General features: G+C 66.9%; 13 protein-coding genes and 1 tRNA gene. 12 read left to right on the top strand and 2 right to left on the bottom strand.

Annotated features, from left to right (window positions below):
• Nucleotides 1-317 precede the first annotated feature (317 nt).
• From ACHQ4I_RS40085 to pdxS, 12 genes are all read left to right on the top strand, one after another.
• A tRNA-Val gene (locus ACHQ4I_RS40085) sits at nt 318-389 on the top strand.
• A 360-nt stretch (nt 390-749) separates the two neighbouring features.
• Nucleotides 750-3,002 (top strand): SulP family inorganic anion transporter, encoded by a 2,253-nt coding sequence (locus tag ACHQ4I_RS40080; protein WP_420777143.1) that lies wholly within the window; start codon nt 750-752, stop codon nt 3,000-3,002.
• A gap of 279 nt (nt 3,003-3,281) precedes the next feature.
• On the top strand, nt 3,282-5,537 hold the full coding sequence (locus tag ACHQ4I_RS40075) for a solute carrier family 23 protein (protein WP_420777142.1): 2,256 nt from the start codon (nt 3,282-3,284) through the stop codon (nt 5,535-5,537).
• A gap of 75 nt (nt 5,538-5,612) precedes the next feature.
• Nucleotides 5,613-6,044 (top strand): TIGR02611 family protein, encoded by a 432-nt coding sequence (locus tag ACHQ4I_RS40070; protein WP_420777141.1) that lies wholly within the window; start codon nt 5,613-5,615, stop codon nt 6,042-6,044.
• Between the two features lie 2 nt (nt 6,045-6,046).
• Nucleotides 6,047-6,967, top strand: coding sequence for a (2Fe-2S)-binding protein (locus ACHQ4I_RS40065; RefSeq protein ID WP_420777443.1), 921 nt, complete (start codon nt 6,047-6,049; stop codon nt 6,965-6,967).
• Between the two features lie 464 nt (nt 6,968-7,431).
• The gene (gene thrS, locus ACHQ4I_RS40060) at nt 7,432-9,483 is read left to right on the top strand and encodes a threonine--tRNA ligase (RefSeq protein ID WP_420777140.1); all 2,052 of its coding nucleotides are present in this window, start codon (nt 7,432-7,434) and stop codon (nt 9,481-9,483) included.
• Nucleotides 9,480-10,073, top strand: coding sequence for an ATP adenylyltransferase (locus tag ACHQ4I_RS40055; protein ID WP_420777139.1), 594 nt, complete (start codon nt 9,480-9,482; stop codon nt 10,071-10,073). Before thrS ends, ACHQ4I_RS40055 begins: the two co-directional genes overlap by 4 nt.
• Before the next feature lies 1 nt (nt 10,074).
• On the top strand, nt 10,075-10,758 hold the full coding sequence (pgsA, locus tag ACHQ4I_RS40050; protein ID WP_420777138.1) for a phosphatidylinositol phosphate synthase: 684 nt from the start codon (nt 10,075-10,077) through the stop codon (nt 10,756-10,758).
• A 95-nt stretch (nt 10,759-10,853) separates the two neighbouring features.
• Complete coding sequence (locus ACHQ4I_RS40045) at nt 10,854-11,819, top strand: phosphatidylinositol mannoside acyltransferase (protein WP_420777442.1); 966 nt, start codon at nt 10,854-10,856, stop codon at nt 11,817-11,819.
• On the top strand, nt 11,816-12,940 hold the full coding sequence (locus ACHQ4I_RS40040; RefSeq protein WP_420777137.1) for a glycosyltransferase family 4 protein: 1,125 nt from the start codon (nt 11,816-11,818) through the stop codon (nt 12,938-12,940). The genes ACHQ4I_RS40045 and ACHQ4I_RS40040 overlap by 4 nt, the downstream gene beginning before the upstream one ends.
• Nucleotides 12,940-13,983, top strand: a complete 1,044-nt coding sequence (locus tag ACHQ4I_RS40035) for an NUDIX hydrolase (protein WP_420777441.1) — start codon at nt 12,940-12,942, stop codon at nt 13,981-13,983. The genes ACHQ4I_RS40040 and ACHQ4I_RS40035 overlap by 1 nt, the downstream gene beginning before the upstream one ends.
• Nucleotides 13,984-14,621: 638 nt before the next feature.
• A complete protein-coding gene (gene pdxS / locus ACHQ4I_RS40030; RefSeq protein WP_420777136.1) occupies nt 14,622-15,524 on the top strand; it encodes a pyridoxal 5'-phosphate synthase lyase subunit PdxS in 903 nt (300 codons plus the stop codon).
• An 82-nt stretch (nt 15,525-15,606) separates the two neighbouring features.
• Here pdxS and ACHQ4I_RS40025 read toward each other — a convergent pair whose 3' ends face one another.
• Together ACHQ4I_RS40025 and ACHQ4I_RS40020 are read right to left on the bottom strand one after the other, a co-directional pair.
• Nucleotides 15,607-16,296, bottom strand: coding sequence for a response regulator (locus ACHQ4I_RS40025; RefSeq protein WP_420777135.1), 690 nt, complete (start codon nt 16,294-16,296; stop codon nt 15,607-15,609).
• Nucleotides 16,293-17,462: a sensor histidine kinase gene (locus ACHQ4I_RS40020; protein WP_420777134.1), complete on the bottom strand. Its 1,170-nt coding sequence runs from the start codon at nt 17,460-17,462 to the stop codon at nt 16,293-16,295. The genes ACHQ4I_RS40025 and ACHQ4I_RS40020 overlap by 4 nt, the downstream gene beginning before the upstream one ends.
• Nucleotides 17,463-17,549 lie beyond the last annotated feature (87 nt).

The following is a 17,549-nucleotide window of genomic DNA, read 5'->3' as shown; positions in this document are numbered from 1 at the left end:
CCGTGGACGAACGTTGGTTGGGACATTGGTTGTCGGTGCGGCCATGATGCCGCCCGGTGAGTTCGGCGCCGTCCGGTCGGGCCTTGACGCTCCCGTGGTGGCCCGTTTGTGCGGCCCCGTGTTCGACGTGAACAACCCTTGCTCCAGGATCTGTTGAACCGCTTGGTGATTCACCGGCCTGCACTCGGGGCCGGCGCATCGGCCGGGATTCGAGCACCGCTGGTGGGGTGGTGGCGATTTGGTGGGACGCCGGTGGTGCGTGCTAAGGTTCCATCTCGTTCGAACGGCCGCTTCGGCCCCGGTCGAACATCGAGTTCGGTCCCATAGCTCAGTGGGAGAGCGTCCGCCTCACACGCGGAAGGTCGCTGGTTCGAAACCAGCTGGGACCACTCATTTGGAACCAAGGTCGGCGCACTGTGAGTGCCCGGCCTTTTTCATATCGGCGCGGAATCCGCCGTCATCGGCCCAATCTCCTGACCGGAACCAACTTTTTGCCCTACTGTGACTTGGGTCACAGTTTGATAGCGGTTGGGCCTATTTGCACAAGAAAGCTTTCCGTTCACTTTGGGAAGTCTTTACTATTGCGTCTGACCTTCGCGTCACGGGTCCTGCTCCACGAAGCCGCTCCATGGCAAAGCGCATGAGAGCGTTCCCGATCCACCAGCTTCGCCCGCCGCTCGCTTTCGATGCCAGTACATGTTCGACCGATGAACCGGATCGGCTTCGCGCCGTTTCGGCGAAGGAGAATAATGTCCACCGACACCGATCTCGCACCACGGACGTCGCCGCTTCGCGCAAGTCTCGCCGCCGTCGGCCGCCACGATGTACCCGCCTCGGTTGTGGTTTTCCTTGTCGCACTACCGCTTTCGCTGGGTATTGCGGTCGCCTCGGGCGCACCCGTCGCCGCCGGGCTCATCGCCGCAGTCGTCGGTGGTGTGGTCGCCGGGCTACTAGGCGGCTCGACTGTGCAGGTCAGTGGGCCCACCGCGAGTCTCACCGTCGTCGTGGCCGAGAGCGTGCACCAATTCGGCTGGGCCGCTACTTGTTTCATCACCGTCGGGGCGGGGGTGCTGCAGATTCTGTTCGGGGTCAGTCGTATTGCGCGCGGTGCGCTGGCGATCGCGCCGGTCGTCGTGCACGCGATGCTGGCCGGTATCGGTGTGGTGATCGCGCTGCAACAGGTGCATGTGCTACTCGGCGGCAACTCGCTGAGTTCGTCGTTCGCCAGCCTCACCCAGTTGCCGCACCAGCTGATGTCGGTGCATCGCGGCGACCTGTTCATCGGCGTGGTGGTGATCGTCATCCTGATCACCTGGAAGTTCGTGCCGCGCCCGATCCGCGCCGTGCCGGGACCGCTGGTCGCCGTGCTGGCGGCGACGATGCTGTCGCTGCTGCTGCCGACGCATGTCGAGCGCATCGTGCTGACCGGATCGCTGGCCGATGCCATCGGTCTGCCCGAAATCCCGTCCGGCAGTTGGTTCGCCGTCGCGATAGCCATGGTGACCATCGCGCTGATCGCCAGTATGGAGACCCTGCTCTCGGCGGTCGCCGTGGACAAGACGCGGCCGGGCACGCGCACCAATTTCGATCGTGAGCTGATCGGGCAGGGATCGGCCAATATCGTATCGGGCCTGCTCGGCGGCCTGCCGATCGCGGCCGTGATCGTCCGCAGCATCACCAATGTCCATGCGGGCGCGCGGTCCAGGGCCGCGACAGTGCTGCACGGTGTATGGATTCTGCTGTTCGCGGTCGCGTTGGCGGGATTGGTGCAGCAGATTCCGAAGGCGGCGCTGGCGGGGCTGGTGATCCTGATCGGTGTGCAGCTGGTGAAGCTGGCCCATATCCGGTTGGCTCGCCGCACCGGCGATCTGTACGTGTACGTGGCGACGATGCTCGGTGTGGTGTTCCTGAACCTGCTCGAGGGCATGGTGATCGGATTGGTGCTGTCGTTCGGTCTGCTGCTCTGGCGGGTCGTACGGGTGACGATCGTTGCCGAACCGGTGGCCAGCGCTCGGCGCTGGGTGGTCACCATCGACGGCACCTGCACCTTCCTGGCGCTGCCCAAACTGACCGCGGAACTGGCGAAAGTCCCCGCCGGTGCGGAGGTGACCGTCGAGATGACGGTCGATTTCCTCGACCACGCCTCCTGCGAACTGATCACCGACTGGGCCCGCCAGCGCGAAGCCCACGGCGGCACAGTCGATTTCGTCGAGATCGGCAGTGCGCGGATGGCGACCGCGGTGACGGGTCCGCCGGAGCGTGGGCGGTCGCGCCAGATCCTCGATGAAGTGATCGCACCCTGGCGGCGCACAGGCAACCGAGAGGATCCGATCGCGGCGGGTATCGCCGCCTATCACCGCAGTCACGCGCATCTGATGCGGCCGCATCTGCACGGGCTGCGCAACCGGCCCGATGCCGATACGTTCTTCCTGACCTGCGCCGATGCCCGCATCGTGCCGAACGTCATCACCAATAGCGGGCCCGGCGATCTGTTCACCGTCCGCAACGTGGGCAATCTGGTCCCGGCCGGGGGCAGTGACGTTTCTGTGGAGGCCGCGCTGATCTACGCGCTGGAGAAACTCGATGTGCGGGCAGTGGTCGTCTGCGGGCACTCCGGTTGCGGTGCGATGGAGGCACTGCACCGGGAGGTGCGAACCGGGCCGGGGCTCGGCGACTGGCTCGCCTATGCGCGGCCGAGCCTGGAGCGGTTCCGGCTCGGACATCCGGTCGCCGATGCCGCGGCGTTCGCTGGATTCGGCCCGGTCGACCAACTCGGCATGGTGAATGTCGCGCTACAGCTGGAGCGGCTTTACGAGCATCCGGCGGTACGGCGTGGGATCGAGGAGCGGGGCGTCGCGGTGTCCGGGCTGTTCTTCGATCTCGCGACCGCCCGGGTCGTCGAGGTGACCGTGCACGGCATCGCCGAGTTCGCCGATGAGGCGACGGTCGAGGATTTTGCCGAGTTGGCCGATGCGCGCGGTATCGCGGCGGAACCCGTCTAGCCGCGGGCGTACCGCAGGAGCGCGTCGAATGTCCCGGCGCGGTAAGCGAATTCGGCACGAATGTGGTCAGCATCACACACGGGACGCATGGATCCGGCCGCTACTTCTTAGGCTTTGCTAAGCCTTTACTAATAGCCTTGACTTGGTTTACCTCTCGACCCACCGCCGCGTCGAGAACTGCTTCACCGCGAGATGCCGGTTCGCGGTCTGTGCCCCTGCTGGACATGTTGATCGTCAACCGACCTCGGCGTTCGCGCCGAGTCGGCGAAGGAGAAGTCAATGGCTATTGATAGCGCTGTAGCCGCACCACCGATACCACCCACCGAATTGGGCAAGGGCAGTCCCAGTTCCGAAACCCTATCGGATCGACTGACATCGATCCTGCGCCTCGATCTGCCCGCCTCGATCGTGGTCTTCCTGGTCGCATTGCCGCTGTCCCTCGGCATCGCCGTCGCCGCCGGCGCGCCGGTCGCCGCCGGACTCATCGCCGCCGTCATCGGTGGCATCGTCGCTGGCACGCTGGGCGGCTCGTCGCTGCAGGTCAGCGGACCGGCGGCGGGTCTAACCGTCGTCGTCGCCGAATCCATCAACCAATTCGGTTGGCGGATAACCACATTCATCGTCGTCGCGGCCGGTGTATTGCAAATTCTGTTCGGGCTCAGCCGGATTGCGCGAGCCGCGCTGGCCGTCGCGCCGGTTGTGGTGCACGCGATGCTGGCCGGTATCGGCATAACCATTGCGCTGCAACAGATTCACGTGCTGCTCGGCGGATCGTCGCACAGTTCCGCCTGGAACAACATCACCCAGTTGCCGTCGCAGCTGTTGTCGCTGCACGGCGATGACGCGATCGTCGGCGCCGTGGTCATCGCGATCTTGCTCGGCTGGCGCCGGGTGCCCGCCAAGCTGCGGGCCGTTCCAGGCCCGCTGGTCGCGGTCCTGGTCGGCACGGTGTTGTCGCTGGTGCTGCCGTTCGAGGCCGAGCGAATCGTGTTGAACGGCTCGCTGTTCGACGCGATCGGACTGCCGCAGATCCCCAGTGGCAACTGGTCCGCCGTGGCGATCACCGTGCTCACCATCGCGCTCATCGCCAGCGTCGAGAGCCTGCTCTCGGCGGTGGCCGTGGACAAGATGCACACCGGTAAGCGCACCAATTTCGACCGGGAGCTGATCGGCCAGGGCTCAGCCAATGTGGTCTCCGGTCTGCTCGGCGGTCTGCCGGTCACCGGCGTGATCGTGCGCAGCGCCACCAACGTTCAGGCCGGTGCGCGCAGCCGCGCTTCGGCTGTGCTGCACGGCCTTTGGATTCTGGTCTTCTCGGTCGCGCTGGTCGGGCTGGTGCAGCAGATTCCGAAGTCCGCACTCGCCGGTCTGCTGATCGTCATCGGCATGCAGTTGGTCAAGCTGGCCCATATCAAGTTGGCCAGGCGCACCGGCGATCTGCTCATCTACGCCGTGACCGTGGTCGGCGTGGTCTTCTCGAATCTCCTGGAAGGCGTGATCATCGGTCTGGCATTGGCTTTCGGGCTGCTGCTGTGGCGTGTGGTGCGGGTTGCCGTGGCGGCCGAGCAGATTCCCGGTTCGCAACGCTGGCTGATGACCATCGACGGCTCCTGCACCTTCCTCGCGCTGCCGAAGCTGTCCGCGGAATTCGCGAAAGTGCCCGCGGGCGTGGACATCACCGTCGAGATGACGGTCGACTTCCTCGACCACGCCGCCTTCGAGGCCATCGAGGACTGGGTCCGGCAGCAGGAAAGCGGTGGCGGCGCAGTCGATTTCGTGGAAATGGGCAGCGCGAGGATGGCGCACGCGACCGCGGGTCCACCCGCCCGCGGATTCGGGCGCGCGGTGCTGGACGAGATCCTCGGCCCGTGGCGCGGCGACGACAAGTCCGCCGACCCGGTGACCTCGGGTGTCGCCGCCTACCACCGCAGCCACGCCCATGTCGTGCGTCCGCACCTGGACGAGCTGCGGGACCGGCAAGATCCCGACACCTTCTTCCTGACGTGTGCGGACTCGCGAGTGGTGCCGAACGTCATCACCAATAGCGGTCCCGGTGACATGTTCACGGTGCGCAATGTGGGCAATCTGGTGCCGCTGAGCGGCGACGCGTCGGTGGAGGCCGCCCTGGTTTTCGCGCTCACCGAGTTGAATGTGCGCTCCGTCGTGGTGTGCGGGCATTCGTCCTGCGGTGCGATGAAGGCGCTGCATTCCGGCGCCGACGCCGGTCCTGGGATCGGACCGTGGCTCGCGCACGCGCATCCGAGCCTCGAGCGGTTCCGGCTCGGGCACCCGGTGGCGCGGGCGGCCGCTGCCGCCGGATTCGGCGAGGTCGACCAGCTGAGCATGGTCAATGTGGCCGTGCAGTTGGAAACTCTGCACCTGCACCCCGCGGTGCGGGCGGCCATCGCCGAGCGTGGTGTGACGGTATCGGGTCTGTTCTTCGATATCGCCAGCGCGCGCGTGGTCGAGGTGACCGTGGACGGGCTCGCCCATATCGACGACACCGGAGCGCGCAGTACACCGCAACTCGTCTGAGGCGATGACACCGGACCCGCCCGACGTCGTTCGGGCGGGTCCATTCCTGCCGCTTGCGCTCGTACGCTGGTGGCGATGAGTGTCGAGTTGGAATCCGAAGCAACCGCCCAGCGCAGCCGATGGCGCGCCTTCCGCGCCCGGGTGGCCGGGCGGCCTACGCTGAACCTCGCCTACCGGATCGGGGTCGCGGTGATCGGCATCGCGGTGCTGGGTGTCGGAATCCTGGCGATTCCCTACCCCGGACCCGGCTGGGCGATCGTATTCGCCGGGCTTGGCATCCTCGCCACCGAATTCGCCTGGGCTCGCCGGGCGCTCGGCTGGCTGCGTGACAAGTACCGGCAGGGTATGGCGTGGTACTCCGCACGGGGTCCTGCCGTACGCGTGGTCGCGGCGGTCGCTACCTTCGCGCTGGTCATCGCGACGCTATGGGTATTGGGAACATTCGGAGTGGTCGGCGGCTGGATCGGAGTCGATTGGCAGTGGTTGCGCAGTCCCCTGAAGTGGTGAACATGGTCCCCGGCCGGACCCTGACCGAGCCGGATTGGCTGTCCGCGCGCATCGCGGAAATGGGCCGCTCCTGGGGCGCCACCGAACCACGGGTCTCCGGCACGCTGTGGTGGTGCATGGTCGCCTCCGCTCTGGTCGAACAGCTCGCGCGCGCCTATGCGAACGATGAAGTCGCGCCGGAGCCGTTCCTGGACCGCTTGGACTGCGAGGTCCGACCCGACGGCGGCATAGAACGAGTCCGCATCGTGCCCGCCGCCGATATCGAGACAGCCGCTCCGCCGCCTACCACGGAAGGTTCCGAGCTCTCGGGTGCCCACGTATGCGAGACCGCCGATGCCGACCGAGATCGAGGCGCGCTGGATCGGACCGATGCTCGCGCACAGCACGGTCCGGAGGCTGTGGCGCTGCCTGGATCGGAGACCGGCCCACTATCCGGGCCTGATGCCGACCTACACGAGGCTTCGGACGTGCTGCCCGATGCGATCAGTCCCGCCCGCGAGCTACCCGGCTCAGCAGCCGTGATTCAGGGTGATGTGGATGTCAGTGCGCCGCGTGAGGCGGATGATGCCGCGCTGAGTCAGGCGTGCGCGAACGCGCTGCGAGAAACGTTGGCCGCGGTGATCGGGCCCGTCGCGGCGGTATCCGGCGCGGGCGTGCCGTCGTTGTGGGCGATAGCCGCCGACGCCATCGGTAACCGGGCGCTCGACGCCGGGAATCCGCAGGCCGGGGTGCGGCTTGCGAGTGAGGTCGGCGGGAAGCTACCGGTGCCGCGGTTCGTGGAGGTCGGTGGGCGCAGTTTTGTGCGCCGCATCTCCTGCTGCCTGGTCTTCGAGGTGCCCGGATGTGAGATGTGCACCAGCTGCCCGAAGCGGCCCGCCGCCGAGCGCAAGGCTCTGCTGGCTCAGCTTGCCGCCGAAAGTTGATCGCCCGCAACGCATTCGACATCGGTCCTCGCACGCCAGCCCGACACCTGCGCGGAGCCGCACCTTTCGCGCGAATATGATCGCCGGGCCCGGCTCGAAAGCCGCGGTCGAGCAGTTCCCGCGGGAATCACCGGACCGAGAGATGCACGCTCAGCGCAGTCGATCGAACTCACGCACCGTCCGATCCCGGCATCGGATCCGATCTCGGCCGAGCGCCGCGCGCACCGCATCGAAGGGGCGGCGGTTCGGATGACGGAACCGCTTGCCGAACGTCACGTTCGGGTCTCGCATATGCACACCGGCCGACCCGCGACGCGGCGAGCCCGGTCCATCGACGCGGGGCTGCCAGGGTGCCGATAGCATGGTCGCGCCGGAGCAAATTCGCCTCCGACGATGACCCGTGGGCAACCGCCCGCACCAGCGCGGGAACACGCCCGCCAGCGAACGCCAAGGAGTCCCTCGCCGTGACCACCTCAGCACCTACCAGCCCTGTCGCGCTCGTCCGGGTGCCAGCAGGGACGACGGCGGGTGCCGCGGTGCGCGAGGCGGGACTGCCGACGAAGGGGCCCGAAACCATCGTCGTCGTGCGCGATGCCGAGGGGCTGAAGGATCTGTCGTGGACCCCGGAAACCGACGTCGAGGTCGAGGCGGTCGCCGCGAACACCGAGGACGGCCGCAGCGTGATCCGGCATTCGGCCGCGCATGTGCTGGCCCAGGCGGTGCAGCAGGAGTTCCCGGAGGCCAAGCTCGGCATCGGCCCGCCCATCAAGGACGGCTTCTACTACGACTTCCAGGTGGATCGGCCGTTCACCCCGGAGGATCTGGCCAAGCTGGAATCCCGGATGAAGAAGATCGTCAAAGGCGCGCAGCGGTTTTCGCGTCGGGTGGTCGAGATCGACGACGCGCGCGTCGAACTGGCCAAGGAGCCGTTCAAGCTCGAGCTGATCAGCGATAAGTCGGGCATCGACGATCCTGAGGTCATGGAGGTCGGCGGCAAAGAGCTGACCATCTACGACAACCTGGATCCGCGCACCGGCGAGAAGGTCTGGGGCGATCTGTGTCGCGGCCCGCACATTCCGACCACCAAGTTCATCCCCGCGTTCAAGCTGACCCGCAGCTCCGCCGCCTACTGGCGCGGCGACCAGAACCGCGAGGATCTGCAGCGCGTCTACGGCACCGCCTGGGAGTCGCAGGAGGCCCTCGAAGAGCACCTGCACCTGCTCGAGGAGGCCGAACGCCGCGACCACCGCAAACTCGGCCTGGAACTGGACCTGTTCAGCTTCCCGGACGAGCTCGGCTCCGGCCTGCCGGTGTTCCACCCCAAGGGCGGCATCATCCGCAAGGAGCTCGAGGAGTACTCGCGCCGCCGCCATATCGCCGCGGGCTACGAATTCGTCAATACCCCGCACATCACCAAGGGCCATCTGTTCGAGGTCTCCGGTCACCTGGACTGGTACAAGGACGGCATGTTCCCGGCCATGCACCTGGACGCCGAACTCAATGAGGACGGCACCGTCCGCAAGCCCGGCCAGGACTATTACGTCAAGCCGATGAACTGCCCGATGCACAACCTGATCTTCCGGTCCCGCGGCCGGTCGTACCGGGAACTGCCGCTGCGGATGTTCGAATTCGGCTCGGTCTACCGCTACGAGAAGTCCGGCGTCGTGCACGGCCTGACCCGCGTGCGCGGCATGACCCAGGACGACGCGCACATCTACTGCACCAAGGAGCAGATGCACGCGGAGCTGACCAATACGCTCCAGTTCGTGCTCGGCCTGCTCGCCGACTACGGACTCGACGACTTCTACCTCGAGCTGTCCACCAAGGACCCGGAGAAGTTCGTCGGCTCCGACGAGATCTGGGCGGAGGCTACCGAAACCCTGGCGAGGGTGGGCGAGGCGTCCGGACTGGAGCTCGTCCCGGATCCGGGCGGCGCCGCCTTCTACGGCCCCAAGATCTCCGTGCAGGCCAAGGACGCACTGGGCCGCACCTGGCAGATGTCGACCATCCAGCTCGACTTCAACCTGCCCGAGCGCTTCAACCTGGAATACACCGCATCCGACGGCACCAAGCAGCGGCCGGTAATGATCCACCGCGCGCTGTTCGGTTCGATCGAGCGCTTCTTCGGTGTGCTGACCGAGCACTACGCGGGCGCCTTCCCCGCGTGGCTGTCGCCGGTTCAGGTTGTCGGCATTCCGGTTGCGGAAGCCTTTGCGCCGCACCTGGATTCGGTGATCGAGCAGCTGCGGGACGCGGGCGTCCGCGCACAGGTCGACCGCAGTGACGACCGGATGCAGAAGAAGATCTTCAACAACACCGCGCAGAAGATTCCGTTCATGCTGCTCGCCGGTGAGCGCGATGTGAACGCGGGCGCGGTCAGCTTCCGCTTCCGCGACGGCACCCAGGTCAACGGCGTGCCCGTCGCGGCGGCGGTGGCGACCATCGTGGAATGGATCGCGAACCGGAAGAACGCCTCGCCGACCGCCGAGGGTTTTGTGGTGAAGGGCCAGGCATGAGTGAGCGCACGGTGCCGGACGGGCTCGCGGATTTGAACGCGGACTCGGACGAGCAGGGGAGCCTCGTGGACACCGGGGCCGGTGAGCCGGATCGGTTGCAGCGGTTGTGGACTCCGTACCGGATGTCCTATATCGCCGAGGCCGCCACTCCGAAAGATGCTACGGGCCATCCGTTTACCGATATCCCGAAGATGTCGGACGAGGACGGTCTGGTCATCGCGCGCGGTGAGCACGTCTACGCGGTGCTCAACCTGTACCCGTACAACCCGGGGCACATGATGGTGGTGCCCTACCGCAAGGTGGCCAACCTGGAGGACCTCACGCCACAGGAGAGCGCCGAGCTGATGGCCTTCACCCAGCAGGCGATTCGGGTGATGAAGCGGGTTTCGCGGCCCCACGGTTTCAATGTGGGCCTGAATCTCGGTGGGGTGGCCGGTGGTTCGCTCGCCGACCACCTGCATCAGCACATCGTGCCGCGCTGGGGTGGCGACGCCAATTTCATCACCGTCATCGGCGGGGTGAAGGTCATGCCGCAGTTGTTGCGGGAAACTCGGGCGCTGCTCTCGGCGGCGTGGAAGGAAGTCGAGTAGGGTGCTCAGCTTCTTCGGCCGCGAGACGTTCTCCAAAGCGACTGCGCCGCTGGGTAGAGCGCTTGTCAGCACCGGGCTCACTCCGGACGCCATGACGGTGATCGGCACCGTCGCCTCGATCACGGCCGCGGTCACCTTGTTCCCGACCGGACATCTGTTCTGGGGGACCATGGTGATCTGGCTGTTCGTCATGTTCGACATGCTCGACGGCGCCATGGCGAGAGCCCGCGGCGGCGGCACGAAATACGGTGCGGTACTGGACGCCACCTGCGACCGGGTCGCCGACGGCGCGATCTTCGCCGGGCTGGCCTGGTGGGCGGTGTATCACGAGAACAGTAAGCCGCTGTTCTTCGCGACCCTGGTGGTTCTGGTTACCTCCCAGGTGATTTCATACGCGAAGGCGCGCGCCGAGGCGAGCGGACTCTCCGCCGACGGCGGGCTGATCGAGCGGCCGGATCGGCTGATCATCGTATTGGTGGGCGCCGGATTCACCGGCATCGGCGGTTATTGGGGGATCGAATGGCTGACCTGGGCCGTCCACGTGGCGATGTGGATCCTGGCGGTGCTGAGCATCATCACGGTGTTCCAGCGGGTGCTGGCGGTCCGGAACTCGCCGGGCGCGCGGGATGTGATCCCGCCCGCGCAACCACAGAATCCCGCGGACGCGACGGAGTTGCCCTCGTGAGCTCCCAGCCCGGCGCGTCGGGGGATTCCGCGCGGCCTGTCGGCGAGTCGAGCCAACGATCTGGTGCGGATGCGCACGGCGGCCTTGGATCTCGGATCAAGGCTGGACTGACGGACTGGGCCTATGCGGCCGGTTGGCGGGTCGTGCGTACACTGCCCGAATCGACTGCACGGCGGGCGTTCGATTGGGGCGGCAATCGAGTCGCGAACAAGGCCAATCGCGCATTCCGAGCGGGTGGTCCGCCGAATCAGTTGCGGCGCAATCTTGCTCGCGTCCTCGGTGTAACTCCGGCCGAGGTGCCCGACGACCTCATTCGCGCGAGTATGCGTTCCTACGCGCGCTATTGGCGTGAGGCATTCCGCCTTCCGACAATGGATCACTCGGCGTTGACCGGGTCACTCGTCGAGGGCGTGGAGAATTTGGATGCCGCACTGGCGCAAGGACGCGGTGTGGTGCTGGCGCTGCCGCATTCCGGGAACTGGGATGCGGCCGGGGTCTGGTTGGTCAACCACGACGGCGCACTCGCCACCGTCGCGGAACGGCTGAAGCCGGAGTCGCTGTTCGAGCGGTTCGTCGCCTACCGGGAGAGCCTGGGCTTCGAGGTGTTCCCGCTGACCGGCGGTGAGCAGCCGCCGTTCGCCGCGCTGGCCGCCCGCCTGCGCGAGAACACGGTCGTCTGCCTGATGGGCGAGCGGGATCTGACCGGTAAGGGGGTGCCGGTAACCATGTACGGCGAGCGCACCTGGCTGCCCGCGGGCGCGGCGAAGCTGGCCATCGAGACCGGCGCCGCGCTGATCCCGGTGCACGTCTGGTTCACCGTCGACGCCGATGGCCGCGAGGGCTGGGGGATGAAGACCGAAGCGCCGCTGGATGTTTCGGGCGGTGTCGCGGCGGCTACCCAGGCATTGGCGGACCGGTTCGCGGCCAATATCGCCGAGCACCCCGCCGATTGGCATATGTTGCAGCCACTATGGGAACAGGACCTTTCGGCGGAGCGGCGCGCCAGGATCGCCGCGGCGCAGGCCGGGATCGGCAGGTCCGCAGGGGAGAAGACACCATGAAAATCGGCATGGTCTGCCCCTATTCGTTCGATGTCCCCGGCGGCGTGCAGGCCCATGTCGTGGAATTGGCGCGGGTCTTCATCGAACGCGGTCACAAGGTGAGCGTGCTGGCGCCCGCGTCGGAGGACACGCCGCTGCCGGATTTCGTGGTGTCGGCCGGTCGCGCGGTGGCGATTCCGTACAACGGTTCGGTTGCCCGGCTGTCCTTCGGGCCCATGGCCTACACCAGGATTCGCCGCTGGATCGACGGCAATGACTTCGACGTGCTGCACATCCATGAGCCGAATGCGCCGAGCCTGTCCATGCTCGCGCTGAAGATCGCCGAGGGGCCGATCGTGGCCACCTTCCACACCTCGACCACGAAATCGTTGGTGCTCAGCACCTTTCAGGGTGTGTTGCGACCGTATCACGAGAAGATCAGTGGCCGGATCGCCGTCTCCGAGCTGGCGCGGCGCTGGCAGGTGGAGGCCTTGGGCTCGGATGCGGTGGAGATTCCCAATGGCGTCGACGTGGCCGCCTTCGCGCGCGCCCCGATGCTGCCCGATTATCCGCGCGCGGGTGGGACTGTGCTGTTCCTGGGCCGCTACGACGAACCGCGCAAGGGGATGGAGGTGCTGCTCGGCGCGCTGCCCGAATTGGTGCGCAAGCATCCGGATATCGAAATCCTCATCGTCGGGCGCGGTGATGAGGACCGGCTGCGGCGGGACGCCGGGCCGCTCGCCCGCCACCTGCGCTTCCTCGGCCAGGTTTCGGACGAGGAGAAGGCCTCGGCGATGCGCAGCGCGGATGTCTACGTCGCGCCCAATCTCGGCGGCGAGAGCTTCGGCATCATCCTGATCGAGGCAATGGCCGCCGGAACCGCCGTAGTGGCAAGCGAATTGGACGCCTTCCGTCGCGTGCTGCGCGACGGCACCGCCGGAATGCTGGTCCCGGTCAGTGATTCGGCCCGCCTCGCCGAGGCGCTGGACACCCTGCTCACCGATGACGTCCGCCGTGAGGCCCTGGTCTGCACCGCCAATCAGGTGGTCGGCGAATACGACTGGCCGGTGGTTGCCGAACAGATCCTGCGGGTGTACGAGACGGTCACCGTTGGTGACACCAGGGTCCGGGCCGCCGGATGATTACTTTCTCTGCCACAACTGTTCTCGTTCTAGCGCTCATCGCGGCGTTGATCGTCGCGATCGGTCTGTGGGCGGCCTCGACCGCGAATCGGCTCGACCGGCTGCATGTGCGGTCGGATCAGTCCTGGCAGGCGTTGGATGGGGCGCTGGCCAGGCGGGCGGTGGTGGCGAGGTCGGTCGCCGGGGCGATCATGGGGGCGACCTCCGATGCGGCGCGGTCCGAGCAGGCCAAACGGTTGTCCGCGCTGGCCGATCGGGCCGAGCGGGCGAGTCGCGCCGATCGCGAAACCGCCGAAAACCAGCTCTCCACGGCGCTTTCCGCGATCGATGTCGCCGAACTGCGCCCACAGCAGGTCGCCGAGCTCGCCGACGCCGAGGCCCGCGTGCTGATCGCGCGCCGCTTCCACAACGACGCCGTCCGCGACACCCTCGCCCTGCGCACCCGCCGCCCGGTCCGCATCCTGCACCTGGGCGGTACCGCGCCGCTGCCGACCTACTTCGAGATCAGCGAGCGCACCACCCCCGCCGCCTCCATCGGTCTGGCCGTCGACACCGTCCGCACCTCCGCGCGTGTGGTGCTACTCGACGAACAAGATCGTGTGCTGCTCATGCGCGGCAACGACCCCAAGACTCCCGACGTCTCCTTCTGGTTCACCATCGGCGGCGGCGTGGAACCGGGGGAGACCCTGCGCTCGGCCGCCGTGCGCGAACTATGGGAGGAAACCGGATACACCGCGGACCCGGCGAGCCTGCGCGGTCCTATCTGGCGGCGCGTCGCGGTTTTCCCCTTCGACGGCGAACTCATCCGCGCCGAGGAGCTGTTCTTCGCGCTGCGCGTCCCGGCCTACGACCCGAAGCCCGGCAACCTGACCGCCATCGAGCGCCGCAGCATCACGGGCAACAAATGGTGTACCGGCTCCGATATCGTCACCCTCGACCACACCGGCGAGACGGTCTATCCCTACCACTTGGACCAGCTACTCCCCGAAGCCGCGGCCGCCGCCTCCGCAGCCGCCGACCCCGAGGTTCGCTCCATCCGCTGAGCGCGCCGCCTCGGGCGTCGGCAATGTGCCGAGCGTTCGCTCGAATGCCGAACTGTCGCACGGGAATCGGCGCAGAAATGCGCGCTCGGACCAACGGCATCCGCTACGCCGCGATCCCCGTGCGCGCCTGCGGCTCTCACCTGTGATGTGTTTCACGATCGTGATAGCGTCGCGACTGGATTGATGCCGCCTGGGTAGTGCTTACGGGAGAGCGCTGCTCGGAATTCGGTGGTGATTCCACTGCAGTGAGATGTCCATTGGTGCGTGGAGGTAAGCAGTACATGTCCTACCTGTTGTTCGATTTCCTGTTGCCGTTGCTGGGCCCCGCCGCCGCGGAGTACTGGGCACAACTGCTGGTGATCGGCCCGCTCTAGAACGAAAACCCGGTGTTCGCCGGGTCGGCGAAATAATGCGTCGACCCGGCGGCTCCGTTTTGCATCGGTCCGCGCTCGCGCCGCATATGCCGCCTCCCGAGCGCCGCCCGATCGGTCCAGTCGTGACCGACCTCACGCAGACTCGCTGGTCGGGGCAAGGCCAGTGGACTCCAACTGGCTATCAAGTGGCCTGATCGGCCCGCCTAGAATCGGTGTCGTTAGTTCCAAGCGACCCGATTGGCGCACATGACTCAGGAGTTTGCCGTGACCACGCCCGAGACCACCAACACCATCGGCACCGCCCGCGTGAAGCGCGGGATGGCCGAGATGCTCAAGGGCGGGGTGATCATGGACGTCGTCACCCCCGAGCAGGCCAAGATCGCCGAGGACGCCGGTGCGGTCGCGGTGATGGCGCTGGAGCGTGTTCCGGCCGATATCCGCGCGCAGGGCGGCGTTTCCCGGATGAGCGATCCGGACATGATCGACGGCATCATCTCCGCCGTCTCCATCCCGGTCATGGCCAAGGCCCGCATCGGCCACTTCGTGGAGGCGCAGATTCTGCAGAGCCTCGGCGTCGACTACATCGACGAGTCCGAGGTGCTGACCCCCGCCGACTACGCGAACCACATCGATAAGTGGAACTTCACCGTGCCGTTCGTGTGCGGCGCCACCAACCTGGGTGAGGCGCTGCGCCGAATCACCGAGGGCGCGGCCATGATTCGCTCGAAGGGTGAGGCGGGCACCGGCGACGTCTCCAATGCCACCACCCACATGCGCAAGATCCGCGCCGAGATCCGCAAGCTGTCGTCATTGCCCGAGGACGAGCTGTTCGTCGCGGCCAAGGAGCTGCAGGCGCCGTACGAGCTGGTGAAAGAGGTCGCCCAGACCGGCAAACTGCCGGTCGTGCTGTTCACCGCGGGCGGCATCGCCACCCCCGCCGACGCCGCGATGATGATGCAGCTCGGCGCCGAGGGCGTATTCGTCGGCTCCGGCATCTTCAAGTCCGGCAACCCGGCCGAGCGCGCCGCCGCCATCGTCAAGGCCACCACCTTCTACGACGATCCGGATGTGCTGGCGAAGGTTTCGCGTGGACTGGGCGAGGCCATGGTCGGCATCAATGTCGAGGAGCTGCCGGTCGATCACCGGCTGGCCGAGCGCGGTTGGTGATTCGGCGCTACCGCTGAACTGAATCGACGCCCGCGGCAAGGGATTTCACGATCCGCTGCCGCGGGCGTCGTTCGTTCTCCGCTCAGATGAGTCCCTGGTCACGCGCGTAGATCGCGGCCTGGGTGCGGTCACGTACGCCGAGGCGGCTGAGGATGTTCGAGACGTGATTCTTCACGGTGCCCTCGCTGAGATACATCGTGCGTGCGATCTCCCTGTTGGCCGCGCCATTAGCGACCAGCCGCAGCACCTCGACTTCCCGCGGCGTCAACTCGATGGTGGGGGTGGTCGGGTGCGGACGCACCATTGCCGCGAGTCGCCCGGAGACCGTCGCCGAATACTGGTCGACGCCCGCGTTGACCAGGCGCACGGCCTGCGCGAGTTCGGCGGCGGGTAGGTCCTTGAGCAGATAGCCGGACGCTCCGGCCCGCAGTGCGCGCACGATGTAATCGTCATCGTCGAAGGTCGTGAGCATCAACACCTTCGCCCGCGCCCGCAGGATGCTCGCCGCCTCGACGCCGTCCATACCCGGCATCCGCACGTCCATGAGCACCACGTCGGGGCGCGGATCCCAGTCCAGTTCTATAGCGTCGGAACCATTCTCGGCGACGCCCACCACTTCGATCCCCGGCTGCAGGGCGAGCAGCGCAGCAATACCCTCCCGTACCAGGCGCTCGTCGTCGACGATCAACACCCGGACCGCGAGCGTGCCGTCCGTTGCATCGCAATCGTGGGGCTCGCGTCGTGACGAGTAGTCGGTCGGCCTTGCGTTCACTGTGCCGACTCCAGGTGCGGCACCAGGGCGACCAATCGCGTACCCGTTGGCCCGGTGGTGATTTCGACGATGCCGCCCACCAGATCCAGTCGCTCGCGCATGCCGGTCAAGCCATGACCGGTGGTCGATCCAGGGGCGAAACCACCACCGTTATCGGTGATTTCGAGTGTCGCGGTCGGGTTGGCGAGATCGGCGCGCACCGTGACGGCCGTTGCGCCGGAGTGGCGGCGGGCGTTGGTCAGTGCTTCCTGCGCGGCGAAATACAGTGCGAGACGGGCAGGTTCGCGGATGTGCTGTTCGGCGCCGATCAGGTCGAGGCGCACCGTGAATTCGGGTTCGTCCAGGCGGTCGACCAGGGTGGTGAGGGCCGTGCGGAGGGCGAATTCCGTGTCGGTGCGGCGGGATTCCAGCGCACGGCGGACCTCTTGGAGTGCGAGTCCGGCCGAATCTCTGCCGTCGGTGAGCGCCTGATCGGCGACGGCCGGGTCGAGCGTGCGGTAGGCGGCGGACTTCTCCAACTGGATAGCGGTAACAACCAGGTGGTGGCCGACGGTGTCGTGGATGTCGCGCGCCATCCGTCTGCGCTCGGCCACGGCCGCCAGGGCTGCCGCCTGGTCGGCGTATTCGCGCAGTCGCGCATGGGCGTCCGACAGTTCGGTGAACAGCATCTCGGCGCGGCGGCGACCAGCCTCCTCGCGTTCGGCGATCACCGCGATGGCCAGCGCGAACACCACGCCGATCGCGAACATCAGCAGGTCCGACACGCTTTCCGGATCGTGCCGCAGCGTTGGCCGGACGAGCACCAAGCCGGCCAGGGTGATCAGCCCCAACGCGGCGATGCCGAACGCGATCCGGCGACCGAGCGTGCAGTACGCCATGAGGGGCAGCAGTGCGAACAGGACCTTGGCATTGCCCTGACAATCCAGCGCCGTGGCGAGCGCGAACAGCACGGCACGTGCGAGGAGCCCGGCGACGGCCGTGACTCTGGTTGCGGTCCTTCGGCTTTCGACGAATTCGAGGCCGCACAGCACCGCGAGCACGCCGACGAAACCGAGCAGCCCGGCGTCGATGGGGCAGACGCCCATCCCTGCCATGGCCACCCCGGCGAGCAGGACCGATGCGTAGAGGAAGCACGCCACCCAGGTCAGTGCCCGCGGACGGATCATGCCCCGAGCGTAGGGCGGGACCGTTCACCGCGACCAGTCGTGCGCCGACAGTATGGCCGAAAGTCATGGGTCGTACGGCACTTACCA

The sequence above is a fragment of the Nocardia nepalensis genome (assembly GCF_048910785.1).
GTDB lineage: Bacteria > Actinomycetota > Actinomycetes > Mycobacteriales > Mycobacteriaceae > Nocardia > Nocardia nepalensis.
The sequence above is the reverse complement of the archived record's forward strand: the minus strand, read 5'-3'. Positions and strand labels throughout refer to the sequence as shown.

Bases quoted from the DNA above. Each gene is read 5' to 3' on its own strand.
- ACHQ4I_RS40020 (WP_420777134.1), bottom strand. From the start codon at position 17,462: ATGATCCGTCCGCGGGCACTGACCTGGGTGGCGTGCTTCCTCTACGCA.
- ACHQ4I_RS40070 (WP_420777141.1), top strand. From the start codon at position 5,613: ATGAGTGTCGAGTTGGAATCCGAAGCAACCGCCCAGCGCAGCCGATGG.
- ACHQ4I_RS40080 (WP_420777143.1), top strand. From the start codon at position 750: ATGTCCACCGACACCGATCTCGCACCACGGACGTCGCCGCTTCGCGCA.
- ACHQ4I_RS40055 (WP_420777139.1), top strand. From the start codon at position 9,480: ATGAGTGAGCGCACGGTGCCGGACGGGCTCGCGGATTTGAACGCGGAC.
- ACHQ4I_RS40040 (WP_420777137.1), top strand. From the start codon at position 11,816: ATGAAAATCGGCATGGTCTGCCCCTATTCGTTCGATGTCCCCGGCGGC.
- ACHQ4I_RS40075 (WP_420777142.1), top strand. From the start codon at position 3,282: ATGGCTATTGATAGCGCTGTAGCCGCACCACCGATACCACCCACCGAA.
- ACHQ4I_RS40065 (WP_420777443.1), top strand. From the start codon at position 6,047: ATGGTCCCCGGCCGGACCCTGACCGAGCCGGATTGGCTGTCCGCGCGC.